Raw genomic sequence first — 22317 nt, 5'->3', positions numbered from 1 at the left:
CCGAGCCGCTGCCGGTCCCCGTGCCGCACTCAGCGCATGTCGCCCAGCGGGTCCGCGGAGCCGCCGAACTGCCCCGGCCGCACCTGCGGAGCCGCCAGTCGCACCCACTCGGGGTCGTGGCGGCCCGGCAGGGTCCGGCCCCGGTCGGCCCAGACGCGCAGCAGGTCGCGGTAGATGGGCGGGTCCTGAGCGGCCGGCGCGGCCGGCGGAACCGATCCTGCGCCGACGGGTTCGGGGCGCGGCGCAACGAACAACTGGCGGTGACGCCCGGGTGCAGCCGAATAGGTGGGGGCCATACCAGCGCAACGGCGACGCCGCGGGGCAGGTCACCGGCCACCGTCGTAGAGCGTGAGTTCGGGGGGTGCCCCGGTCTCCCGTTCGCTCACGCCGCGTCAGATGGCGGGCCGTGACGGTGCGCCCGATGCGACCCGAGGCGATCGTCCTGCCCCCGACGCGACCGGCCGGGCGTGACCCGTCAGCCGTCGAGAGCCCAACAGGCCGTGCGTGTACGGCTTCTGACGTGCCGACAGGAGGCTCCCGTCCGGCAGCGGTCGGCGTCGGACGCGGGCACGACCGCACCCGGCGTGCGCAACGGCCGGCCGACTGCCGTCGGGCGCGCGAGAGTTCGCTTCAGGCCGCGGCGCGGCGCATCGCCGGGACGCGCATCGGACGCGAGCCCTGGCCGCCTACGTGCGAGAAGGGCTGCGTGCGCCAGTCCAGGCCCTGAGGGAGCGTCAGCAGCAGCGCCGTGTCCTGCTCCTGGGGTTCCGCGGACTCGTCGGCGGACCGGGCCTCGGACGCCGCGCGTCCCGTCCCGGCGCAGACCGTGAGCCCGAACGGGTTCCACGGCGAGGCGCACAGCGCGTGCTCCGGCAGGATCTCCTCGTCCGCCAGCAGCGCGATGGGCTGCGCGCAGTCCGGGCAGATCACGCGGTACATCTCGAAGGTGTCGTAGGCGTCGAAGTGGTCGGCGTCATCGGCGTCGAAACCGTCGGCGTCGAAGGGTTCGACGCCCTCCGGCTCGGGTTCGACGACCGACTGGAGCCGCTTGGGCGCGGTGCGACCAGGGCGCTTGGGATTCTGCATGGGATTCTCCCCCTCGGACTGGGCCGTGAAGGCACTGCGGCCTCGACCACAGCAAGCACTTCCCAGCCGGTACGCGCGGTAACCACCGGGCCCTCACCAAGCCTTGACAAGTGCTGTGGCATTCGTCACATGCCCGACGCAGATGCCGCACGCCCCACGCGCCCCCGCCACATCACGAACCGGCTATGACCTGGGCTGCATACGTATACGCGGAGATCGCCCGCACGGTAGGTTCTGCGTCATGGAGGAGCTGGACCGACAAATCGTGCAGCTGCTCGTCAAGGACGGGCGGATGAGCTACACCGATCTGGGCAAGGCCACGGGCCTGTCCACGTCCGCCGTGCACCAGAGAGTGCGCAGGCTGGAACAGCGCGGCGTCATCCGCGGGTACGCGGCCGTCGTCGACCCGGAGGCCGTCGGGCTGCCGCTGACCGCGTTCATCTCGGTGAAACCGTTCGACCCCAGCGCCCCCGACGACATCGCCGAGCGGCTGGCGGGTCTGCCCGAGATCGAGGCCTGTCACAGCGTCGCCGGGGACGAGAACTACATCCTCAAGGTGCGCGTGGCCACCCCGCACGAGCTGGAGGAGCTCCTGGGACGGCTCCGGGCGCTGGCCGGGGTGTCGACGCGCACGACGGTCGCCCTGTCCACCCCGTACGAGGCCCGGCCGCCGAGGATCTGAGGGACCCCGTGCCGGGCGGCCGGCGCGAGGCGCGAGACTGTTCCCATGAGTGAGCGCGCCCCCCAGCCGAAAACCGTCCTGCTCCGCCGCGGAGAGGTCCACAGTCCCGCCGACCCGTTCGCGACCGCGATGGTGGTCGAGCGCGGCCAGGTCGCCTGGGTCGGCTCCGAGGGCGCCGCCGACGCCTTCGCGGACGGCGTCGACGAGATCGTCGACCTGGAGGGCGCGCTGGTCGCCCCGGCGTTCACCGACGCCCATGTGCACACCACCTCCACCGGCCTCGCGCTGACCGGCCTCGACCTGTCCGGGGCCCCCTCCCTGGCCGCCGCCCTCGCCCGCGTGCGGGACTTCGCGGCCGCCCGCCCGCTCGACAAGGTGCTCCTCGGGCACGGCTGGGACGCCTCCGGCTGGCCGGAGGGGCGTCCTCCCCGGCGCGAGGAACTGGACGAGGCCACCGGCGGCCGGCCCCTCTACCTCAGCCGCATCGACGTCCACTCGGCCGTCGCCACCACCGCGCTGCTCGACCTGACGCCCGGCGTGCGCACCGCGGCGGGGCACGCCGACGGGGAGCCGCTGACCCGCGACGCCCACCACGCCGTCCGGGCCGCCGCGTTCGCAGCCGTGACGCCCGGACAGCGTGCCGAGGCCCAGCGGGCCGCCCTGGCACACGCCGCCTCCCTCGGCATCGGCTCCGTCCACGAGTGCGGCGGTCCCGAGATCTCCTCCGAGGACGACTTCACGGACCTGCTGCGGCTCGCCGCCGAGGAGAGCGGCCCACGGGTGGTCGGCTACTGGGCGGAGCGGGACGTCGACAAGGTCCGGGAGCTGGGCGCGCTCGGCGCCGCGGGGGACCTGTTCGTCGACGGCGCCCTCGGCTCCCACACCGCCTGTCTGCACGGCCCGTACGCCGACGCGGACCACACCGGCGCCGCCTACCTGGGCGCCGCCGAGGTGGCCGCGCACGTGGTGGCCTGCACCGAGGCCGGACTGCAGGCCGGGTTCCACGCCATCGGCGACGCCGCCGTCGGCGCCGTCGTCGAAGGGATGCGCGCCGCGGCGGACAAGGTGGGCCTCGCGCGGATCCGCGCCGCCCGCCACCGGGTGGAGCACGCCGAGATGCTCACCCCGGAGACGATCGCCGCCTTCGCCGAACTGGGCCTCACCGCCTCCGTGCAGCCCGCCTTCGACGCGCTGTGGGGCGGCGAGGAGGGCATGTACGCCCAACGCCTCGGCGTCGAGCGGGCCCGCACGCTGAACCCCTTCGCCGCCCTGCTGCGGACCGGTGTGCCGCTCGCCTTCGGCTCCGACAGCCCGGTCACCCCTCTCGACCCGTGGGGCACGGTCCGCGCCGCCGCCTTCCACCGCACGCCCGAGCACCGGGTCTCCGTGCGGGCCGCGTTCACCGCCCACACACGCGGCGGATGGCGGGCGATCGGCCGCGACGACGGGGGCGTCCTGGTGCCGGGCGCACCCGCCGACTACGCGGTCTGGCGGACGGACGAACTCGTCGTCCAGGCCCCCGACGACCGGGTCGCCCGCTGGTCGACCGACCCGCGCTCCGGCACCCCCGGGCTGCCCGACCTCACCCCCGGGGCCGGACTGCCGGAGTGTCTGCGCACCGTGGTGGGCGGGCGGACCGTGTTCGTGCGCCCGAGCGAGTGATCTCCCGGACCGGCGCGGCGAAGATCACCCGTCCGCAGGGCCTCGTGCCGACGGCTTCCCCTCCCCTCTGACCAGGGCGTTGACGAAAGACGCGCAGGTCGAACGCCGGTTGACAGCCGACTGCGCAAGGCCGGTAGGTTCGGCGGAGTCCACCGCCGGACGCCCCGCCGGAGAACGTCCACGCACTCGCCGCGGCGCCGCTGGGTCAGGGACGGTGCGCCGAGCCGGCGCACCGCCGCTGGCAGCCAGGCTCAGCGCCCGCGCCGCAGCGAGGGAACGTTCTGGCCGGTCGGGGAGGTGTGACCCGGGTGGGGCCCGGGCGCTCAGTAGACAACGGCTTTCGGTCGACCCGCAGCCAGCGGATCCCGGGCCGGCCCGAAGAGCGCCGGGCCCCCATCCGCAGCGGGCTCGCGTCCCGCCCGCGCGGGCAGGGGCGCACATACGAACCCAAAGGCGCGTTCTTACCCCGTTTTCGGGGACTCGACACCACGATTCGAACGTCCTGTCACGTCATCGCAGGCGGCGGCCACTATGGTGGTCCCTTGCGTACGAACTTGAAGGGGCAGCAGTGAACGACGGCGACGGGACCCGCGCGGCACAGGACCGGGGACGGCAGTTCGGTCCGCTCGGCACGGCCTTGGTGATCATTCCGACCTACAACGAGGCGGAGAACATCAAGAGCATCGTCGGCCGGGTACGCAAGGCTGTCCCGGAGGCCCACGTCCTCGTGGCCGACGACAACAGCCCGGACGGCACCGGCAAGCTCGCCGACGAACTGGCCGCCGGGGACGAGCAGGTGCGGGTGCTCCACCGCAAGGGCAAGGAGGGCCTCGGCGCCGCCTACCTCGCGGGCTTCCACTGGGGCCTGGACAACGGCTACGGCGTCCTGATCGAGATGGACGCCGACGGCTCGCACCAGCCCGAGGAACTGCCGCGGCTGCTCACCGCGCTCAAGGGCGCCGACCTCGTCCTCGGCTCACGCTGGGTGCCGGGCGGCAGGGTCGTGAACTGGCCCCGGTCCCGCGAGGTCATCTCCCGCGGCGGCAGCCTGTACTCCCGCCTCGCCCTCGACCTTCCGCTGCGCGACATCACCGGCGGCTACCGCGCCTTCCGCCGCGAGACCCTGGAGGGCCTCGGCCTCGACGAGGTGGCCTCGCAGGGGTACTGCTTCCAGGTCGACCTGGCGCGCCGCGCGGTCAAGGCCGGTTACCACGTGGTGGAGGTGCCCATCACCTTCGTCGAGCGTGAACTCGGCGACTCCAAGATGAGCCGCGACATCCTCGTCGAGGCGCTGTGGCGGGTCACGGCGTGGGGCGTGGGGGAGCGGGTCGGCAAGATCACCGGCCGCGGAGCCGGAAAGCCGGAGCGCCCGCGGACGACGCCCGCCCCCGCCCACGGCACCGCCGCGCCGACCTCGGAGTCCGGCGGCGACCCCGCGCGGCCCGAGAACGCCGCCGGCGACGCCCCGGAACCGGAGGACGCCGGCAGTGGGCCCGCCCGGGCCGCGGGTGACGCCCCGGTGGACGGGAGCGCGGACAGCGCCGCGGTCGAGTCCGCCGGTGACGCCGCCGACGCGCGTACGGAGGGCGGATCCGGCGGATCCCGGGCCGACGGCGCGTCGCACAGCGACAGCTGATCCTGCCCTTATGCCGCTCTGAGCCGCGTCCGGGCACACTGGAGGCATGACGACTGGCTCTCCGATCCGCGCGTACCCGACCGACGCCCAGCCCCGCCGTCCCCAGCCCCGCCGCTCCCGCCTGCGGACGTTCCTGCCGCTGGGCCTCGCCGCGTGGCTGGTGCTGGAGATCTGGCTGCTGACCGTCGTCGCGGGCGCGACGAGCGGCCCGGTGGTCCTCCTGATCCTCGTCGCCGGGTTCGTGCTCGGCGGCGTCGTGATCAAGCGTGCGGGGCGGCGGGCCTTCCAGAACCTGAACGAGGCGCTCCAGCGCGGCTCCGCCCCGCGCAGCGGCGGCAACGGTCTCATGATGCTCGGCGGTCTTCTGCTGATGATCCCGGGCTTCGCCTCCGACGCGATCGGCCTGCTCCTGCTGCTCCCGCCGGTCCAGAAGGCGGTCGGCGGCTTCGGGGAGCGCAAGCTGCGCGAGGCCGCCGGCACGCCGGGCACCCTCGGCGACGCGTTCCAGCAGGCCCGCATCCACCGCCCCGACGGCAAGGTGGTCCAGGGCGAGGTCATCAGGGACGAGCAGTGAGCCCAAGCCCCCAGGGCTGCTGACCCGGCCCCGGTCTTCGGAGGGGTGTCGGGCGTCGGGCTGAGCATCGGGCATCGGGCTGAGCCTCGGGCTCGGGCGTCGGGCTCGGGCTCGGGCTCGGGCTCGAGGCGAGCTTCGGACGGGCGTGGGACCGGCGTGGGGTCGGCTCAGCCTCGGGCTCGGGCTCGGGCTCGGGCTCGGGGCGAGCTTCGGACGGGCCTGGGGACCGGCGTGGGGATCGGCGTGGGGGTCGGCTCAGCCTCGGGCTCCGGGTGCGCGCGTCGGATGCGGACGGGTGCCGCGCTCGGGCAACGGCTCCGGGCCCGGACAGCACGAAGACCGCGGGCGCCGTACGTGGATCACGTACGGCGCCCGCGGTCGTTGTCGTGCGCTGTGAAGCCGGCGCAGCCCCTCAGGAGCTACGCGCTTTTACGGCTGTCGCGGGGATGTACCGCAAGGTTCATCGCCCCGGACCGCAGAACGGCCAGGCGCTCCTCGAGGACCTCTTCCAGTTCCTCGCGGGTCCGCCGCTCCATCAGCATGTCCCAGTGCGTACGCGCGGGCTTGGCCTTCTTTTCCTCAGGGCCGTCGCCGTCGACGAGAAGTGCAGGGGCTCCGCAGACCTTGCACTCCCACTCCGGCGGAATCTCCGCCTCGACCGAGAAGGGCATCTCGAACCGATGCCCCTTCTCGCATGCGTACTCCACGGCCTGGCGCGGGGCCAGGTCGATACCGCGGTCCGTCTCGTAGCTGGTCACCACGAGGCGCGTGCCGCGAAGAGCTCGCTCACTCATGAATCGTGCCTCCCGGGCTTGTCGCCCACAGGACAGGTGTGTCGCTGTCGTCGTCATCCGGTCAACGTCCGGGCGGCGGTAAAGATTCCCGATCCGAGTCCGTTACGGGTCGTGCGTCGCCGTCGTAGCCGCAGCCTTGTCAACCAGTGCAGTACCCACCGGCGCCCGGTTTGTCACATCTGAAAGGAGATGTCACCCAGCGTTTCGGCATCTTTGACGCGCAGTAACGGTACGCCTGGCAGGCCAAACGCGTACACTACCGCCCTTTCGCCTTGAGTGCTAAATCCTCTCGGGCAACGGGTTCCCCGCGTCGCGGATCGCCCGCCGTACGGGTACCCGCGCCAGCAGGACGAATCCGATCAGGAAGAAGGCGACGAGCGAGACGATCGCGTCCCGGTAGCTGCCGGTGAGCTGGTAGGTGACCCCGAACAGCAGCGGGCCGAGCCAGCTCATCCCCCGGTCGCTCATCTCGTACGCGGAGAAGTATTCGGCCTCCTTGCCGGGCGGGACGAGATGGGAGAACAGGGAGCGGGACAGGGCCTGGCTGCCGCCGAGGACCAGCCCGATGGCGGCCGCGAGCAGGAAGAACCCCACCGGCGCGCCGGCCGGCAGGAAGTAGCCCGCGCCCAGGGTGAGCGTCCAGGCCGCCAGCGAGCCCAGGATCGTCCGCTTCGCGCCGTACGTCCGGGCCAGCCGCCCCATGCCCAGCGCGCCCGCCACCGCCAGCACCTGCACCAGCAGGACGGCGCCGATCAGCGTGGACTGGCCCAGGCCCAGCTCCTCGGAGCCGTAGACCGAGGCCTGGGAGATCACCGTCTGGATGCCGTCGTTGTAGACGAGATAGGCCAGGAGGAACGAGAGGGTCAGCGGATGACGGCGCATGTCGCGCACCGTCGCGGCGAGCTGCCGCAGCCCCGGCGCCGTCGCCTCGGCCCGCGCGGCGACGGGCCGGTCGCGCAGCCGCAGCAGCGGGATCAGCGTGAAACCGCCCCACCACAGTCCGGCCGAGGCCAGGCAGATGCGGACGGCCGTGGACTCCGAGACGCCGAAGGAGTCGTGGGCGAGGTACAGGACCAGGTTCACGACGAGGACCAGCGACCCGGCCGCGTAGCCGAAGGCCCAGCCCCGGGAGGAGACGGCGTCGCGTTCCTCCGGCGGGGCGATCTGCGGCAGATAGGAGTTGTAGAGCATCATCGCCACCGACTGGGCCGCGTTGGCCACGATCAGCAGCGCCCCGCCCAGCAGATACCGGTCGCCGCCGAGGAAGAACATCGCGGTCGTCGCCGCGGCGCCCGTATAGGCGGCCGCGCCGAGCAGCGGCTTCTTGCGGCCGGTGCGGTCGGCGGCCGCACCCACCAGCGGCATCACGACGACGGCCACGATCACCGACAGGGACACCGAGTAGGCGAAGAAGGAACCCGCCCGGACGGGAACGCCCAGGGGATGCACGTAGCCGTCCGGATCCGCCGCCGCCTTGGCCACCGAGGTCAGGTACGGGCCCAGGAACACGGTGAGCACGCTCGTCGAGTAGACGGAGCAGGCCCAGTCGTAGAAGTACCAGCCGCGCTGCTCGCGCCGCCGGCTGTCGGCCTCTTCGCCGGACGTCGCCGTCCGCACGGTCTCGATGCCCACCCGCGCCCTCGCTTCCCGGTGCCGGAGTCGCGTGCGGGCGGTGGGCCCGAGGTCAGACCCAGACGCCCCGGTCCTCCATGACCTTGCGCAACGCGTCGATGTGATCGGTCATGATGCCATCGACGCCCAGGTCCAGGAGCCGGTGCATCCGATCCGGATCGTTGACCGTCCACACGTGCACCTGAAGCCCGCGCGCGTGCGCGGCGCGCACGAAGCGGTGGTCCACCACGGGGATGCCCGACTGGGCCTCGGGCACCTGCGCGGCGACCGCCGAGCGGCGCGGCCACACGGGCAGGCCCCAGGACCGCAGCCGCAGGTCGAGAACGCCCCTGGTGCCGTACGACGTCGCCAGGCGCGGCCCGGCCAGCCGCTGGGCCCGCGCGACGCGCGCCTCCGAGAACGAGCCGACGCAGACGCGGTCCCACGCCCGCGCGCGGGCGATCAGGTCGAGCAGAGGGCGCAGGGCGGGCTCCGCCTTGAGGTCGACGTTCCACCGCACCTCGGGGAACGTCTCCAGGAGCTCCTCGAAGAGCGGCACGGGCTCCTGGCCCCCCACGCGCGCGTGACTCACCTGCGACCACGGCAGGTCGGCGATACGGCCCGCGCCGTCGGTGACCCGGTCCAGCGTGGTGTCGTGGAAGGCCACCAGCCTGCCGTCACGCGTGGTGTGCACATCCGTCTCGATGTAGCGGTACCCCGTCTCCACCGCACGCCGGAACTGCGCCACGGTGTTCTCCCGCCCGGCCCCCGCCCCGCCGCGGTGCGCGAACGGGATGGGCCCCGGATGGTCGAGGTAGGGATGGCGTTCGAGGCTGGTCACGGTCGCAGTATCGCTCCCCCCGGTGTCCCGGTGGCAACGACCGCGCTGCCGCCGGACGCCGCGGGAAGGGCGAAGACGCGCAGGAAGAACTGGGCGAGCGGTCCGATCGTCACCGCGTACAGCAGCGTGCCGACGCCGATCGTGCCGCCGAGGGCGAAACCGGTGGCCACCACGGCCACCTCCACCGACGTCCGCATCAGGCGGACCGAGCGGCCCGTGCGCCGGTGCAGACCGGTCATCAGCCCGTCCCGCGGGCCCGGCCCGAAGGCGGCCGCGATGTACAGGCCGGTGGCCACGCCGTTGAGGACGAGACCGGCCACCAGCAGCGGTGCCTGCGCGGCCAGCGTGCGCGCCTCCGGGACGCACGCCAGGGTGCCGTCCATCGCGAGCCCGACGACGAACACGTTGGAGACCGTGCCGAGGCCCGGCCGCTGACGCAGCGGGATCCACAGCAGCAGCACCGCCGCGCCCACGCCGATCGACACGACGCCGATCGACAGGCCGGTCAGCTCGGCCAGGCCCTGGTGCAGCACGTTCCACGGCTCCAGGCCGAGGCCCGCCTGCACGAGCAGCGCGGAGCTGGCGCCGTAGAGGACGAGCCCCGCGTAGAGCTGGAGCAGCCTGCGGACGACGCGGCCGCTCGGCTCCCGCGCGGACCGCTCCTGCGGTGACGACTCGGACAAGGGGTCCCCCCTGGTGGTGGCAGTGGCCTGACTCGTGACACTCTGTGGCGTGGAAGCACACCGCATCCATGGCCAATTCGGGGAAGGTGGACTGGTAGACATGGCGCAGTGGACCTCTGCGGTGGGAGCCGCACAGCTCGCCCGGCTCCTGAAGTCCCAGCAGGACCGTCCGGCCGGGCCCGGCGCCCGCCGCCCGCCCGCCTACCGCGCGCTCGCCGACGGCGTCCGGCTGCTGGTGCTGGAGGGCCGCGTCCCCGTCGCGGCCCGCCTGCCCGCCGAACGGGAACTGGCCCTCGCCTTCTCCGTGAGCCGTACGACCGTCGCCGCCGCCTACGAGGCGCTGCGCGCCGAGGGCTTCCTGGAGTCCCGGCGCGGCGCGGGCAGCTGGACGGCCGTGCCCGCGGGCAATCCCGTCCCGGCCCGCGGCCTGGAACCGCTGCCCCCCGAGTCCCTGGGGTCCGTGATCGACCTGGGCTGTGCGGCCCTGCCCGCCCCCGAACCCTGGCTCACCCGGGCCGTGCAGGGCGCACTGGAGGAACTGCCCCCGTACGCCCACACGCACGGCGACTATCCGGCGGGCCTGCCCGCGCTGCGCGCGATGATCGCCGACCGCTACAGCGCGCGCGGGATCCCGACGATGCCCGAGCAGATCATGGTCACCACCGGCGCCATGGGGGCCATCGACGCCATCTGCCACCTCTTCGGCGGACGGGGCGAGCGCATCGCCGTCGAGTCGCCCTCCTACGCCAACATCCTCCAGCTCATGCGCGAGGCGGGCGCCCGGCTGGTGCCCGTGGCGATGGCGGACGGCCTGGCCGGCTGGGACATGGACCGCTGGCGCCAGGTCCTGCGCGACGCCGCACCGCGCATCGCCTACGTCGTCGCCGACTTCCACAACCCGACCGGCGCGCTCGCCGACGACGACCAGCGCCGCCGGCTGGTGGAGGCGGCCCGCTCGGCCGGCACGGTGCTCGTCGCCGACGAGACCATGAGCGAACTGTGGCTCGACGACGTGGCGATGCCGCGCCCGGTGTGCGGCTTCGACCCCGGCGGCTCGACCGTGATCACGGTCGGTTCCGCGAGCAAGGCCTTCTGGGCCGGCATGCGCATCGGGTGGGTACGGGCCGCTCCGGACGTCATCCGCAGCCTGGTGGCCGCCCGCGCCTACGCCGACCTGGGCACACCGGTGCTGGAGCAGCTGGCGGTGAACTGGCTGTTCAGCACCGGGGGCTGGGAGCAGGCCGTGGAGCTGCGCCGCCGCCAGGCCCGCGGCAACCGGGACGACCTGGTCGCCGCCGTGCGACGGGAGCTGCCGGAGTGGGAGTTCACCGTCCCCGAGGGCGGACTGACCCTGTGGGTGCGGGCCGGCGGACTGTCCGGGTCCCGGCTCGCCGAGGCCGGGGAGCGGGTCGGGCTGCGGGTCCCCTCCGGCCCGCGGTTCGGGGTCGACGGCGCCTTCGAGGGGTACGTCCGGCTGCCGTTCACCGTGGGCGGCGCGGTCGCGGACGAAGCGGCCACGCGCCTGGCCGCCGCCGCGCGGATCGTGGAGAGCGGAGGCGCGGCGGGCGGCGAGGGACCGCGCACCTTCGTGGCGTAGCCGGCGGGCGCGGGAGACGGGGGAGGCCCTGGAGTCGGGGGAGCCGGGGGAGCGGCCGGGGCGGGTCGGCGAATGCCGGGCCCTCCGGTCCGGCCCCGGGGACGGGGGCCGGACCGGAGGGCCCGGAGGACGGGCCGGTGCGGTGCGCGGGCCCGAGCGGTGCGCGGGCCGAGTCGGCTGGGGCGCAGTCGCCCTCGGCCCGGCCCGACCGGCCGGCGTCCGGCTGCTTCGCTACTCCGCGGCGGCCGGCTCGGCCACGGCCGCTTCCGGCAGCGCCGGCTCCAGGACGGGCCGCTCCAGAAGCGCCGTCTCCGGGGCGGCCGTCCGCGTGGGCCCGGCCGTCCGCGCGGTCACCGTCTGCGGAGCCGTGGCGGGCGGGGCCGGGGCCGGCGGGGTGCTGGGCGGGGCGCTGGGCGGCGGCGGTGCGGTCTTCGTGACGATGATCTTCGGGACGGCGGTGCCGACCGGTGCCGGCGTCGGCGCCCCGCCGCTCCACCCGCCGTCGGACACCTGAACGTCGTCCGGACCTTTCGAGGTCTCCGGGTCCTCCGGGGTTTCCGGATCCACCGGGGCGCCCGTGCCCGCCCGGTCGTCCGGCGTGGTCTGTGTGTCGTCCGCCGTCTCGGTGCCGGAGGCGGTGGCCGATTCGGCCGGGGCGTCCGTCTCGACGGGAGCCTTTGTGCCGGACGCCGTCTCGGCGCCGGCCGGTGCGGTGCGCGGCGGGAGGAGGTCCAGCACGGCCTGTCGGTGCGCGTCGCTCGTCGCGTCGTCGTACGGGTCCGGCGTGGCCGGGACCTGGAGGCGGTGGACCGGCGCGGAGCCCAGCCGGGCGTAGCCGCGACCCGGCGGGAGATCGTCGACCGGGGTGGTGTGCGGGGGCGCTCCGAGCACCGCCGTCAGCTGTTCCGCCGGGGCGGGTCCGAGGGTGACCCGCGCGCGGGTGTGCCGGCACACCGCTTCGCTCAGGGAGTCCAGGGCGTCGAACTGCTCGGCCACGACCACGGTCACGGCTGCGGCGCGCCCGTGCCGCAGCGGGACCTGGAGGAGGGACTGCGGATCCTTGCGGCCCTCGGCCTCGGCCAGGTGGGTGAAGGCGGTGGGGCGGTCCAGGAGGATCCACAGCGGGCGTTTGGCGTCCTGCGGCGCCGGATATCCCGCCTGGCGGGCTTCGTTGGCCGCGACGAGCCGGCGCTCGGTCTCGCCGGTCGCCCACTCCAGCGCGGCCAGTGCGCCGTCGAGTCCGATCTCGACGCCCAGCACGCCCTCGCGGCCGGCCAGGCAGGCGTACTCGCCCGTCCCGCCGCCCTCGACGATCAGCACGTCGCCGTGTTGCAGGGCCTGGAGGGCGATGGAGCGCAGGAGGGTCGAGGTGCCGCTGCCCGGGTGGCCGACCGCCAGCAGGTGAGGCTCGGTGGAGCGGATGCCGGTGCGCCACACGACCGGCGGGACGTCGCGGTGGTCCGTGCCGAAGGCGAGCGGGAGGGTGCGCTGCACCCGGGAGGGGTCCGTGAAGCCCAGGACCGTCTCGCCCGGCGCGGAGACGAAGCGCTGGGCCGCGATGTCGGTGGGCAGCGGGGACAGGACGCTGACCGTGAGCTCGTTGCCCTCCTCGTCCCAGACGAAGAGGTACTCGCGGCCGCGGCCGGACTTCGCGGCGAGCAACTGCTCGATCCGCGCGCGTGAGGCGGCCTCGCCGTCCGGGAAGTAGGCCGGATAGCGGATCACCAGGTGGGCCATGCGGCCCGAGTCGTCGAACTCCTGGGTGGGGAAGACCGTCTCCCAGTCGCCGCCGTGGACGTAGAGGGGAGACGGGTCTTCGGCCGTCGAGAAGTGCGGGACGAGAGCCTCGTACAGCACCTGGAGTCGCTCGATCTGCGATTCGTCAGGGCCGTCGGGAGCCGGTGGGGTGCGGTCCCTGCCCTGCCAGGCCGCCGCCGACGTCAGGGTGACGACGGCGAGCAGCGGGCCGTACGGCACGAGCACCACCACCAGGATCACCGAGGCCGCCAGGAACAGCAGCGGACCGCGTCTGTCCCTGGGGGTCTCGGTCCATCTGCGCCGTCCGGCCGAGGCCAGGCGGCGCAGTCCGCGGGTCGTCGTGATCAGCGGATGGAGGACATCGGTGGCACTGTCGGCCGCCGTGCGGGCCAGCTCCCGGCTCCGGGCGATCTGTGCGCTGCCTGTGCTCAGGATGCGGGGGAGGGGGCGCCGGGCCACTGCTGTCTCCTGGAGGTGCGTGCGGACGGGACGTGCGGCGTCAGAACTTGATGCCGCCGAGGAGGCTGGCCAGGCTCTCGCCGCCGGCCTTGATGCTCGGGGCGATGGCCGTGCTGGCCATGTAGAACCCGAACAGGGCCGAGACGATGGCGTGCGACCCCTTCAGGCCGTCCTTGCGGAAGAAGAGGAAGACGACGATGCCGAGCAGGACCACGCCTGACATGGACAGGATCATTTGGTTTCTCCTGGTTCGCGGGGGACAGTCACCATGAGTACTTCCAGGCTCACAGGATGTATCCATACGATAAAAGGTGCAACTGGGTGAAATGCGGCTGATTTCCCCCAGGCGGCGGCACGTCCGGTGGGCTGCCCGAGCAGGAGAATTGCGGTGAAAAGGGGCTCAGGTGATCTTTGCCGCGTACCGCACCGGCCAGGTGACCGACGAGCCAGTACGCTGGCGATTCACCTGAACGGCAGCAGCGAGAGGCGGTCCGGCCGATGACCGAAGCCCCCGACCCGGAGGTCGTGGAGCTGGCGACCAAGATCTTCGATCTGGCCCGCCGGGGACAGACCGAGGAGCTCGTGGCGTACGTCGACGCGGGCGTCCCGGCCAACCTCACCAACGACCGCGGCGACTCGCTCCTGATGCTCGCCGCGTACCACGGCCACGCCGACGCGGTCCGGGCCCTGCTGGCCCGCGGCGCCGAGGCGGACCGCATCAACGACCGCGGCCAGACCCCGCTCGCCGGGGCCGCGTTCAAGGGGGAGACGGACGTCGCCGAGGCCCTGATCGAGGCGGGCGCCGACCCCTCGCAGGGCACGCCGTCGGCCGTCGACACGGCCCGTATGTTCGACCGGACGGAGCTGCTCGACCTGTTCGGCGCGCGCCGGGCGGACCGTTCGTGAGCAGTCCGGCGAAGAGGTTGTGACCGGGTAAATCGACCACCACGGGGGAGGCGGTACGAGGCCGCCGGAAATTTCGGTCGCGGCAGGCAGAACAGCCGGGTCATCATGACGTCGTGATTCACGGACGCGATGGCTGGGCAGGTGTTGCCGCACCGCGCGGGCCGTGACGCGGTCCGCATGGGCCACCGACGAGAGGCAGAGGAAGATGGTCTACAGCAAGCAGGAAACGGCGGGCGCCCCGACGTGTTGTCACGCGGCCAGGTAATGCACGTCCCCCGGTTGCGTCGACGCTTGATGTGAGGCTGTTTCCCATGTTCGATCCGGTCATAGCGCCCAGCGGTACGCTGCTCGGCCTGCTCCAGAGGGGCCGCGGCGACGGCACACTGCACGCGCTCACCGCCCCGCGCGCCGAGGCGCTCGCGGCGCTGAACCACTGTGTGCAGCGGGATCCCCGCCACGACTGGCAGGTGGAGAACCGCTCCCTCTACTACGCCCGTCTCTACCTCGACCTCAACGGCGAGCTGGACGAGATCGAGGCCCATCTCTTCGACGTCGAGGACGTCTTCGACACCGAGGAGTCACGCACGGGCCTCGCCCTGGCCGTCCTCGGCCACCTCGCCTCCTACGGCAGGCGCGACGCCCTCGACCTGCTGCGCCGATACGCCGCCACGGGCGCCAACTGGGCCTGGGCCCTGGACGAGCTGGCCCTGCGCGACGACGACGCCGGACTGCGCGCCCTCGCCGCACCGGTGCTCGCCAGGTTCGCCACGGACGCGGAGGGCGAGGCCGAACTCGCCGCCGCCGTACGCGACGCCTTCGAGCCACGGCCCTGGCGGCTGTGGGCCGAAGACCCCCGCGAGTACATCGCCGCCCGCGTGCGCGCCGCACACGAGGCCGGCTGCTTCGACCGCTGGCAACGCCAGATGAGTCCCACCGGACCACGGCCCGGCTGGAGCGTGCGGGCCGTGTTCGAATGGGCGCAGCAGGGCTTCGAGCGCGGAGCCGCGCTCCACGTCCCCGCCGCCCGCTGCCTGTCCGCCGTGGCGGGCCCGGAGGACCGTCCCGAGATCGTGCAGGCCGCCAAGGACGGCGATGACGGCGCCCGGTGCACCGCCCTGCGCTACCTCGCCGACTGCAACGACCCGGACGCCCTCCTCCTCGTCGAACAGGCCGTCGCCGCCGGTTCGGCGACCGTCGTCGAGGCCGCCGTCGACGCCTTCGAACGCATGCGCAGCGTCGCCGCCGTCGACCGGGCCCGGGGCTGGGTCCACCGGCCCGACGCCCTCGGCGCGGCCGCCGGCCGCATGCTCGCCTGCCGGGGCGGCGCGAAGGACAGGGAACTGGTCCTCGGCGCCCTGCGCGAGGCCGTGCGCGGGGAGGGCTGCGACGCGCCCACCCTGTGGACCCTCGTCGACGGCGCCGGGCGGCTCGGCATCGCCTGCGCGGCGCCCGTGCTCCGCCACATCTACCGCGAGACCGCCTCGTCCCATCTGCGCGGGCGCTGCGCCCGCGCCCTCGCCGCCACCGACCCCTCCTACGCCACCGGCTTCGCCGTCGAATGCCTGTGGGACTGCGAGGAGGGCACCCGAGAAATCGCCGCCCGCCACGCCGAGACCGGTGACGCCCGGGTCGTGGAGCGGCTGCGCCGGCTCGCCGCCGACCCCGCCGAGGAGGCCGAGGTCCAGACGGCCGTACGGAGCCGGATCGGACCCGACGCGGCATCCGCCATGTGATCGCGGGCCAGGCCGCCGCCCGAGCACTCCCGGCGGCGGCCCGCCCGGCGGGCGTACTGCGGGCGACCGACGGGCGGAGGGCGCGCGACCCGTCAGCCGCCGACCGGAAACCGTCCGACCCGCGCGCGGTGCGTGACACCCCGCGCGTGAGCCCCGTCGGACGTCGGGCCGCGGGCCAGGCCGGCGCCCGAGCACTCCCGGCGGCGGCCCGCCCGGCGGGCGTATTGCGGGTGACCGACGGGCGGAGGGCGCGCGACCTGTCGGCCGTCGACCGGAAACCGTCCGACCCGCGCGCGGTGCGTGACACCCCGCGCGTGAGCCCCGTCGGACGTCGGGCGTCGGACGTCGGGCGGAAAGCATCCGGCCCGCGCGCGGTGCGTGACACCGCGCGTGAGACCCCCGCAGGGCGCGGACACCGTCGACAGGCGCTGCTCCTCTGTACGCCGCCGGCCGGAGCCGACCGTCCCGCCGAAGCTCCCGCGCCGGCCCGAGGCCGCGGCGCCCGGCGCCTCGCACCGCCGCGCGTCCAGTGCCCGCCTGAGCCGCAGCTCCCGCCGCGCACGGCGTCGGAGAGCCCCGTCGGCCGAGGCGCGCGGGCACCGCGCGGGTGACGCACGGGCGCACCCGGTCTCCTCTCTCGCTCTCCCACCCTCGCTCTCCCCTTGTGGGCCGACGAGGCGTGTCCTCACGCGCGTGTGGTGCGCGAGCGCTGCCGTCGGCCTACTGACGTCCGGCGGTGCCGGGTCGCCGCGACGGAGCGCTGTTCACTTCGGCGCGACGGCCGGACGCTGCCCGGGTGGGAGCCGGAGTGCCCGGCGTGCCGGGACCGCGAGAGCGCGGGCTGACGGCGGGCTCACCCGATACGGGCGGCCCCGCGGCCTCGTCGGTGAGCGGGTGCCGGTGTCACCGTCTGCGCACGGCCACGAAGCGGACCGGTGTCCCGGGACGTGCCTGCGCCGCGGCCGGGAGGTCGGCCGCGCGGACGACCGCGATCACCGGGTAGCCGCCGGTGGTCGGGTGGTCGGCGAGGAAGACCACCGGCCGGCCCGCGGGCGGCACCTGGACGGCGCCCAGCACCATGCCCTCGCTGGCCAGCTCGCCGTCCACGGCACGCTCCAGCGCGGGCCCCTCCGTGCGCAGCCCGATCCGGTTGCTCGCCGAGGAGACGCGGAACGTCCGGGACGTGAAGACCCGCAGGGCCTCGGGGGTGAACCAGTCCGCGCGCGGGCCGGGTGTCACCCGCAGGACCAGCTCGGCCGGGGGCGCCGGCTGAGGACCGACGTCCACGCGCGCGTACGGGGCGAGTTCGCGCCCCAGGTGCAGGACCGTGCCGTTCGTGAGCGGCGCGGGGCCGAGACCGGACAGCAGGTCGGTGGAGCGGCTGCCGAGGACGGGTTCGACGGCGATGCCGCCGGCCACGGCGACGTATCCGCGCACCCCGCTCAGGGCCGGTCCCACGTCCAGCACCGCTCCCGCGGGCACCCGCACGGGGGCGCCCCAGGCGACCGGCCGGCCGTCCACGGCGACCCGGCACGGCGCGCCCCCCACGGCCACGGTCACGTCGGAGCGCGGTCCGAGGGCGCAGCCGTCGAGGGTGGTCTCCAGGACGGCCGCGTCGGCCGGGTTGCCCACCAGTCGGTTGACGAGGGCCGCCGCGGGCCGGTCGAGCGCCCCGGACCGGGGCACCCCGAGGTGCGCGTACCCGGGGCGGCCGCGGTCCTGCACCGTGGTGAGCGCCCCGGGGCGGACGACGACCAGTGCGCGGTCGCTCATGCCGTTCCCGCCGGGCCGACCGGGACGAACCGCACGCGCGTGCCCGGCGACAGCAAGGCGGCCGGCTCGCGCGCGGGGTCGAACAGCACCGCGTCCGTGCGCCCGATCAGCTGCCAGCCGCCGGGCGACGAGCGCGGGTACACGCCCGTGTACGGCCCCGCCAGCGCCACCGAGCCCGCCGGCACGGCCGTGCGCGGGGTCGCCCGGCGGGGGACGTCGTAGCGGGGCGCGAGGCCCGTCAGGTAGCCGAAGCCGGGCGCGAACCCGCAGAAGGCGACCCGGAACTCGGCGGCCGCGTGGATACGGGCCACGTCCTGTGCGCGCACACCCCAGTGGGCCGCGACCACGGACAGGTCGGGACCGTCGTAGCGGGTCGGGATCTCCACCACCGTGTGCTCGCGCGGGGGAGCGGGCGGGACGTCCGCGACCGCGAGCTCGGACGCCACCCGCCCGGGTTCGCTCAGGCCGTCCAGGAGGACCGTGCGGGCCGCCGGAACGATCTCACGCGCCCGCAGCAGGCCCGCCGCACGGCGACGCAGCAGCTCCGCGTGCAGGGCCTCGGCCTGCTCGCCCGACGCGACCTCGACGAGCAGGGCGTCGTCCCCGACGGGCAGCACACGCATGCTCACGCGAAGGCCTCCACCCGGACGCCCGACTCCTCCAGCCGGCGGCGTACCCGGCGCGCCAGCTCCACCGCGCCGGGCGTGTCGCCGTGCAGGCACAGGGAACGCGCGCGTACGGCGACGGAGGAACCCGCGTGGGAGTCGACCCGGCCCGAGCGGGCCAGGCTCACCGACCGCGCCACGACGGCCTCCGGGTCGCTGATCACGGCGCCGGGCCGGCCGCGCGGCACCAGCGTGCCCTGCTCGGTGTACGCGCGGTCCGCGAACGCCTCCGGAACGACCGGCAGCCCCGCCTCCCGGGCCCGGTCCAGCAGGCGCGAACCGGGCAGCCCGAGCACGGGCAGCGAGGCGTCCGCGAGGAGCACCCCGGCGATCACCGCGCCGGCCTGCTCCTCGTCGTGCACGACCCGGTTGTAGAGCGCGCCGTGCGGCTTGACGTACGCCACGCGCGCGCCCGCCGCCCGGGCGAACACCTCCAGGGCGCCGATCTGGTAGGCCACCTCGGCCGCCAGTTCCTCGGCCGGCACGTCCATCGCGCGCCGGCCGAAGCCGGCCAGGTCCCGGTAGGAGACCTGCGCGCCGATCGTCACGCCGCGCTCGGCCGCCAGCGCGCACACCCGCCGCATGGTGACCGGATCCCCCGCGTGGAAGCCGCAGGCCACGTTGGCGCTGGTGACGACGGACAGCAGGTGCTCGTCGTCCGTCAGCCGCCAGCGGCCGAACCCCTCCCCGAGGTCGGCGTTCAGGTCGATGGCGGTCGTCTCGGGCGAGGCGGTCGTCACGGGCGTCCCGGTCATGGTTCCTTCGTATCTCCTTGTCAGGCCACGCGGTACTGCTCGTCGCGGGCGTCGGTGACGAACATCTGTCCCGGGGCGTGGGTGAGGGCGAACGGCGGGCGTGAGGCCGTCACCGCGGCCTGGGGGGTCACCCCGCAGGCCCAGAACACCGGGATGTCGTCGGGCTCGGCGTCCACCGGATCGCCGAAGTCCGGCCGCCCGAGGTCGGCGATGCCCAGCCCCGACGGATCGCCGCAGTGTACGGGGCCGCCGTGCACCGCGGGCAGCAGGCTGCTCTCCCGGATGGCGGCCGCCAGGCGCCCCGGCGGCACCGGACGCATCGACACCACCATCGGTCCGTGCAGCCGCCCCGCCGGACGGCACTGACGGTCGGTCACGTACATCGGGACGTTGCGCCCCTGTTCGAGGTGGCGGATGGGCACGCCCGCCCCCGACAGCGCCCACTCGAACGTGAAGCTGCAGCCGATCAGGAACGACACCAGGTCCTCACGCCAGTACGCGCGCACGTCCGCCGGCTCGTCCACCAGCTCGCCGTCCGCCCACACGCGGTAGCGGGGCAGGTCGGTGCGCAGGTCCGCACCCTCGGCCAGGACGGTCGTCCAGGAGCCGGCGTCCGTGACGTCGAGGACGGGGCACGGCTTCGGATTGCGCTGGCAGAACAGCAGCATGTCGTAGGCCCAGTCCACGGGCACCGAGATCAGGTTGACCTGCGTGTGGCCCGCCGCGATCCCGGCCGTGGGGCCCGCCAGGCCCGCCCGGAAGCGGGCCCGGGCGGTTTCGGGGCTCCACGCGTGCGCGTGCGGCTCGGCGAGCGCGACGGGACGGTCCCCGTCCGAGGGCGGACGGCGGTCCCGCGTGACGAGGGGACGGTTCACTCCAGCTCCTTGCCGCGCGTCTCGGGGAGGCCCAGCAGCGCCAGGGCGGCGATCGCGTAGCCGATCGCGCCGAAGGTCAGTGCGCCGCCGACGCCCCAGCTGTCGGCCAGGAAGCCGACCGTGGTGGGGAAGACCGCGCCCACGGCGCGGCCGGTGTTGTACGTGAAGCCCTGCCCGGTGCCGCGCAGGGCCGCCGGGTACAGCTCGCTCAGGAAGGACCCGAAGCCGCTGAAGATGGCCGACATGCAGAACCCGAGCGGGAAGCCGAGGACGAGCAGCAGGGTGTCCGCGCCGCTCGGGATGTTGGCGTACGCCAGGACGCACACCGCCGACAGCAGGGCGAACAGCCAGATGTTGCGGCGCCGGCCCAGCCGGTCGGTCAGATATCCGCCGGTGAGGTAGCCGAGGAAGGCGCCCGAGATCAGGAAGGTCAGATAGCCGCCGGTGCCGACCACCGAGAGTCCGCGTTCCGACTTCAGATACGTCGGCACCCAGGTGGCGAGGGTGTAGTAGCCGCCCTGCACGCCCGTGGAGAGCAGGCCCGCGAAGAGCGTCGTCCGCAGCAGCGGACCCTTGAAGATCGCAGGGAACGAGCCCTTCCGGGCGCTGCGTTCCCGGGTCGCCGCGGCCTGCGGCGCGTCCTGCACCCGGCGTCGCATCCACACGACGAGCAGGGCGGGCAGCGCACCCGTCCAGAACATGATCCGCCAGGCCATGTCGTCGCCGGCGAACGAGAACACCAGCGTGTAGGCGATCGCCGCGAGGCCCCAGCCGACGGCCCACGAGCTCTGGATCGCGCCGAGGGTACGGCCCCGGTGCCGCGCGCTCGCGTACTCGGCGACCAGGACCGCGCCCACCGCCCACTCGCCGCCGAAACCGAGCCCCTGGAGGGACCGCAGCACCAGCAACGCCTCATAGGTGGGCGCGAAGCCGCAGGCGACGGTGAACACCGCGTAGGTGATCACCGTGATCATCAGGGCCCTGACCCGGCCGATCCGGTCGGCCAGGACGCCCGCCACCGCGCCGCCGATCGCCGACGCGACCAGGGTGACGGTGGTGAACAGGCCGGTCTGGCCACTGTCCAGGCCGAAGTACGCGGCCAGCGCGACCATGCTCAGGGGCAGCGTGAAGTAGTCGTAGGAGTCGAGGGCGTAGCCGCCGAACGCGCCGGCGAAGGCGCGGCGGCCGCGCGGTCCGAGGGCGCGCAGCCAGGCCAGGGCGCCGTCGTCGGGTGAGGGTCCGGTCGCCGTCGGCCGTTCTTCGGCGCTCGGGGCCCGCGGTGGAGTGGGAGTGCTCATGTGCACCTCGCTGACGGAGGACGGAGGGTGCCGGGACTGAGCCGTGCCGTGCAGGACGCACACCGCCGCGTGTGGGGGACGGGACGATGTCGTGGAACCGAAGGTAGAGGATCGTTGAACGATTCTTCAATACCCGTGTTGTCTCGTTCTCCGGGCTGCGATTGAATTCCGGGCATGGCAGAGCAGCTGGCGGGACTGGCCGACGACCGCGCCCTCCTGGGCCGCACGAGCACGGCCGAACGGGTCTCCGACATCCTCAGGAGCCGCATCGCCGACGGCTACTTCCCGCCCGGGACGCGGCTCTCGGAGGACAGCATCGGCGGGGCGCTCGGCGTCTCGCGCAACACCCTGCGCGAGGCGTTCCGGCTGCTCACCCATGAGCGCCTGCTCGTGCACGAGCTGAACCGGGGCGTGTTCGTCCGGGTCCTGACCGTGGAGGACGTCGAGGACATCTACCGCACCCGCGCCCTCGTCGAGTGCGCCGTCGTGCGGGGGCTCGGAGAGCCGCCCCACGCGCTGGAGGGCCTGCGCGCGAGCGTCACCGAAGGGCAGCTGGCAGCCGTCGGGAACGACTGGAAGGCCCTGGGCACCGCCAACATCCACTTCCACAGAGAACTCGTCGCCCTGGCCGGGAGCGCGCGCACCGACGAACTCATGCGCAGCGTCTTCGCCGAGCTGCGCCTGGCCTTCCACCTCGTCGACGAGCCCCGCCGGCTGCACGAGCCCTATCTCCAGCGCAACCGCCAGATCCTCCAGGCCCTCGAGGCGGGGGACGAGGCGGGCGCCGAACGACTGCTCACGGTCTACCTCGCCGACTCCCTGGAACGGGTGGTCGACGCCTACCGGCGCGGGGTGGCGGAGGACCGCGGCCGCGCCCTGTAGCGGCGCGGGCACGGAGAACCGCACGACCGGTTCCGTGGGCCAGTACG

General features: G+C 74.2%; 20 protein-coding genes and 1 pseudogene. 8 read left to right on the top strand and 13 right to left on the bottom strand.

The window, feature by feature from the left end:
- Window positions 1-29: 29 nt before the first annotated feature.
- Window positions 30-254 (bottom strand): hypothetical protein, encoded by a 225-nt coding sequence (locus tag OG802_RS05785; protein WP_443055185.1) that lies wholly within the window; start codon window positions 252-254, stop codon window positions 30-32.
- 376 nt (window positions 255-630) lie between these two features.
- Window positions 631-1086, bottom strand: a complete 456-nt coding sequence (locus OG802_RS05780; protein WP_329407814.1) for a hypothetical protein — start codon at window positions 1084-1086, stop codon at window positions 631-633.
- A gap of 241 nt (window positions 1087-1327) precedes the next feature.
- Here OG802_RS05780 and OG802_RS05775 point away from each other — a divergent pair, with 241 nt between their 5' ends.
- The 4 genes and pseudogenes from OG802_RS05775 to fxsA all read left to right on the top strand — a co-directional run bounded on the left by OG802_RS05775 (window position 1328) and on the right by fxsA (window position 5640).
- On the top strand, window positions 1328-1768 hold the full coding sequence (locus OG802_RS05775; protein WP_329407812.1) for an Lrp/AsnC family transcriptional regulator: 441 nt from the start codon (window positions 1328-1330) through the stop codon (window positions 1766-1768).
- A 45-nt stretch (window positions 1769-1813) separates the two neighbouring features.
- Window positions 1814-3430 (top strand): amidohydrolase, encoded by a 1617-nt coding sequence (locus OG802_RS05770; RefSeq protein WP_329407810.1) that lies wholly within the window; start codon window positions 1814-1816, stop codon window positions 3428-3430.
- A 568-nt stretch (window positions 3431-3998) separates the two neighbouring features.
- Window positions 3999-4802 (top strand): annotated as a pseudogene (locus OG802_RS05765) (polyprenol monophosphomannose synthase); the annotation flags it as partial.
- A 310-nt stretch (window positions 4803-5112) separates the two neighbouring features.
- Entirely contained in the window at window positions 5113-5640 is a 528-nt protein-coding gene (gene fxsA, locus OG802_RS05760) for an FxsA family membrane protein (RefSeq protein ID WP_329407808.1), read from the top strand.
- A gap of 419 nt (window positions 5641-6059) precedes the next feature.
- Here the strand turns inward: fxsA and OG802_RS05755 are convergent, their stop codons facing one another.
- The 4 genes from OG802_RS05755 to yczE all read right to left on the bottom strand — a co-directional run bounded on the left by OG802_RS05755 (window position 6060) and on the right by yczE (window position 9635).
- Window positions 6060-6434, bottom strand: coding sequence for an RNA polymerase-binding protein RbpA (locus OG802_RS05755; RefSeq protein WP_020128921.1), 375 nt, complete (start codon window positions 6432-6434; stop codon window positions 6060-6062).
- 279 nt (window positions 6435-6713) lie between these two features.
- On the bottom strand, window positions 6714-8066 hold the full coding sequence (locus tag OG802_RS05750; RefSeq protein WP_329407805.1) for an MFS transporter: 1353 nt from the start codon (window positions 8064-8066) through the stop codon (window positions 6714-6716).
- A gap of 52 nt (window positions 8067-8118) precedes the next feature.
- Window positions 8119-8886, bottom strand: coding sequence for a glycerophosphodiester phosphodiesterase (locus tag OG802_RS05745; protein WP_329407803.1), 768 nt, complete (start codon window positions 8884-8886; stop codon window positions 8119-8121).
- Complete coding sequence (gene yczE, locus OG802_RS05740; RefSeq protein ID WP_329407801.1) at window positions 8883-9635, bottom strand: membrane protein YczE; 753 nt, start codon at window positions 9633-9635, stop codon at window positions 8883-8885. Before yczE ends, OG802_RS05745 begins: the two co-directional genes overlap by 4 nt.
- A gap of 34 nt (window positions 9636-9669) precedes the next feature.
- On the opposite strand from yczE, the gene OG802_RS05735 reads away from it, so the two are divergent.
- The gene (locus OG802_RS05735) at window positions 9670-11166 is read left to right on the top strand and encodes an SCO1417 family MocR-like transcription factor (protein WP_329407799.1); all 1497 of its coding nucleotides are present in this window, start codon (window positions 9670-9672) and stop codon (window positions 11164-11166) included.
- 231 nt (window positions 11167-11397) lie between these two features.
- Here OG802_RS05735 and OG802_RS05730 read toward each other — a convergent pair whose 3' ends face one another.
- Window positions 11398-13383 (bottom strand): hypothetical protein, encoded by a 1986-nt coding sequence (locus OG802_RS05730; protein WP_329407797.1) that lies wholly within the window; start codon window positions 13381-13383, stop codon window positions 11398-11400.
- A gap of 40 nt (window positions 13384-13423) precedes the next feature.
- Window positions 13424-13618, bottom strand: coding sequence for a hypothetical protein (locus OG802_RS05725; protein ID WP_069772012.1), 195 nt, complete (start codon window positions 13616-13618; stop codon window positions 13424-13426).
- Window positions 13619-13881: 263 nt separating this feature from the next.
- Between OG802_RS05725 and OG802_RS05720 the strand changes: the two genes are divergently transcribed.
- Window positions 13882-14289, top strand: coding sequence for an ankyrin repeat domain-containing protein (locus OG802_RS05720; protein WP_329407794.1), 408 nt, complete (start codon window positions 13882-13884; stop codon window positions 14287-14289).
- Between the two features lie 311 nt (window positions 14290-14600).
- Window positions 14601-16022: a HEAT repeat domain-containing protein gene (locus OG802_RS05715; RefSeq protein ID WP_329407792.1), complete on the top strand. Its 1422-nt coding sequence runs from the start codon at window positions 14601-14603 to the stop codon at window positions 16020-16022.
- A 903-nt stretch (window positions 16023-16925) separates the two neighbouring features.
- On the opposite strand, the gene OG802_RS05710 is transcribed toward OG802_RS05715, so the two are convergent.
- Genes OG802_RS05710 through OG802_RS05690 form a run of 5 tightly spaced genes read right to left on the bottom strand, consistent with a single transcriptional unit; the run spans window position 16926 to window position 21388 of the window.
- Window positions 16926-17795, bottom strand: coding sequence for a biotin-dependent carboxyltransferase family protein (locus tag OG802_RS05710; protein ID WP_329407790.1), 870 nt, complete (start codon window positions 17793-17795; stop codon window positions 16926-16928).
- Entirely contained in the window at window positions 17792-18418 is a 627-nt protein-coding gene (locus OG802_RS05705; RefSeq protein WP_329416953.1) for a 5-oxoprolinase subunit B family protein, read from the bottom strand. Before OG802_RS05705 ends, OG802_RS05710 begins: the two co-directional genes overlap by 4 nt.
- 2 nt (window positions 18419-18420) lie before the next feature.
- Complete coding sequence (locus OG802_RS05700; protein ID WP_329407788.1) at window positions 18421-19215, bottom strand: LamB/YcsF family protein; 795 nt, start codon at window positions 19213-19215, stop codon at window positions 18421-18423.
- A 20-nt stretch (window positions 19216-19235) separates the two neighbouring features.
- On the bottom strand, window positions 19236-20090 hold the full coding sequence (locus OG802_RS05695) for a putative hydro-lyase (protein WP_329407786.1): 855 nt from the start codon (window positions 20088-20090) through the stop codon (window positions 19236-19238).
- Window positions 20087-21388 carry an MFS transporter gene (locus tag OG802_RS05690; RefSeq protein WP_329407784.1) on the bottom strand — a complete coding sequence of 434 codons (1302 nt, stop codon included), beginning with the start codon at window positions 21386-21388 and terminating at the stop codon, window positions 20087-20089. The genes OG802_RS05695 and OG802_RS05690 overlap by 4 nt, the downstream gene beginning before the upstream one ends.
- A 174-nt stretch (window positions 21389-21562) precedes the next feature.
- On the opposite strand from OG802_RS05690, the gene OG802_RS05685 reads away from it, so the two are divergent.
- On the top strand, window positions 21563-22270 hold the full coding sequence (locus tag OG802_RS05685; RefSeq protein WP_329407782.1) for a GntR family transcriptional regulator: 708 nt from the start codon (window positions 21563-21565) through the stop codon (window positions 22268-22270).
- The last annotated feature ends 47 nt before the right edge of the window (window positions 22271-22317 follow it).

This window comes from Streptomyces sp. NBC_00704 (genome assembly GCF_036226605.1).
Taxonomy (GTDB): Bacteria; Actinomycetota; Actinomycetes; order Streptomycetales; family Streptomycetaceae; genus Streptomyces.
This window is presented reverse-complemented; position numbering and strand designations above follow the sequence as displayed.

What these genes read in the sequence shown, in the direction of transcription:
- OG802_RS05705 (WP_329416953.1), bottom strand. Translation starts at nt 18,418, where the DNA reads ATGCGTGTGCTGCCCGTCGGGGACGACGCCCTGCTCGTCGAGGTCGCG.
- OG802_RS05715 (WP_329407792.1), top strand. Translation starts at nt 14,601, where the DNA reads ATGTTCGATCCGGTCATAGCGCCCAGCGGTACGCTGCTCGGCCTGCTC.
- yczE (WP_329407801.1), bottom strand. Translation starts at nt 9,635, where the DNA reads ATGCGGTGTGCTTCCACGCCACAGAGTGTCACGAGTCAGGCCACTGCC.
- fxsA (WP_329407808.1), top strand. Translation starts at nt 5,113, where the DNA reads ATGACGACTGGCTCTCCGATCCGCGCGTACCCGACCGACGCCCAGCCC.
- OG802_RS05755 (WP_020128921.1), bottom strand. Translation starts at nt 6,434, where the DNA reads ATGAGTGAGCGAGCTCTTCGCGGCACGCGCCTCGTGGTGACCAGCTAC.
- OG802_RS05725 (WP_069772012.1), bottom strand. Translation starts at nt 13,618, where the DNA reads ATGATCCTGTCCATGTCAGGCGTGGTCCTGCTCGGCATCGTCGTCTTC.
- OG802_RS05775 (WP_329407812.1), top strand. Translation starts at nt 1,328, where the DNA reads ATGGAGGAGCTGGACCGACAAATCGTGCAGCTGCTCGTCAAGGACGGG.
- OG802_RS05735 (WP_329407799.1), top strand. Translation starts at nt 9,670, where the DNA reads ATGGCGCAGTGGACCTCTGCGGTGGGAGCCGCACAGCTCGCCCGGCTC.
- OG802_RS05690 (WP_329407784.1), bottom strand. Translation starts at nt 21,388, where the DNA reads ATGAGCACTCCCACTCCACCGCGGGCCCCGAGCGCCGAAGAACGGCCG.
- OG802_RS05770 (WP_329407810.1), top strand. Translation starts at nt 1,814, where the DNA reads ATGAGTGAGCGCGCCCCCCAGCCGAAAACCGTCCTGCTCCGCCGCGGA.
- OG802_RS05700 (WP_329407788.1), bottom strand. Translation starts at nt 19,215, where the DNA reads ATGACCGGGACGCCCGTGACGACCGCCTCGCCCGAGACGACCGCCATC.
- OG802_RS05685 (WP_329407782.1), top strand. Translation starts at nt 21,563, where the DNA reads ATGGCAGAGCAGCTGGCGGGACTGGCCGACGACCGCGCCCTCCTGGGC.
- OG802_RS05710 (WP_329407790.1), bottom strand. Translation starts at nt 17,795, where the DNA reads ATGAGCGACCGCGCACTGGTCGTCGTCCGCCCCGGGGCGCTCACCACG.
- OG802_RS05780 (WP_329407814.1), bottom strand. Translation starts at nt 1,086, where the DNA reads ATGCAGAATCCCAAGCGCCCTGGTCGCACCGCGCCCAAGCGGCTCCAG.
- OG802_RS05720 (WP_329407794.1), top strand. Translation starts at nt 13,882, where the DNA reads ATGACCGAAGCCCCCGACCCGGAGGTCGTGGAGCTGGCGACCAAGATC.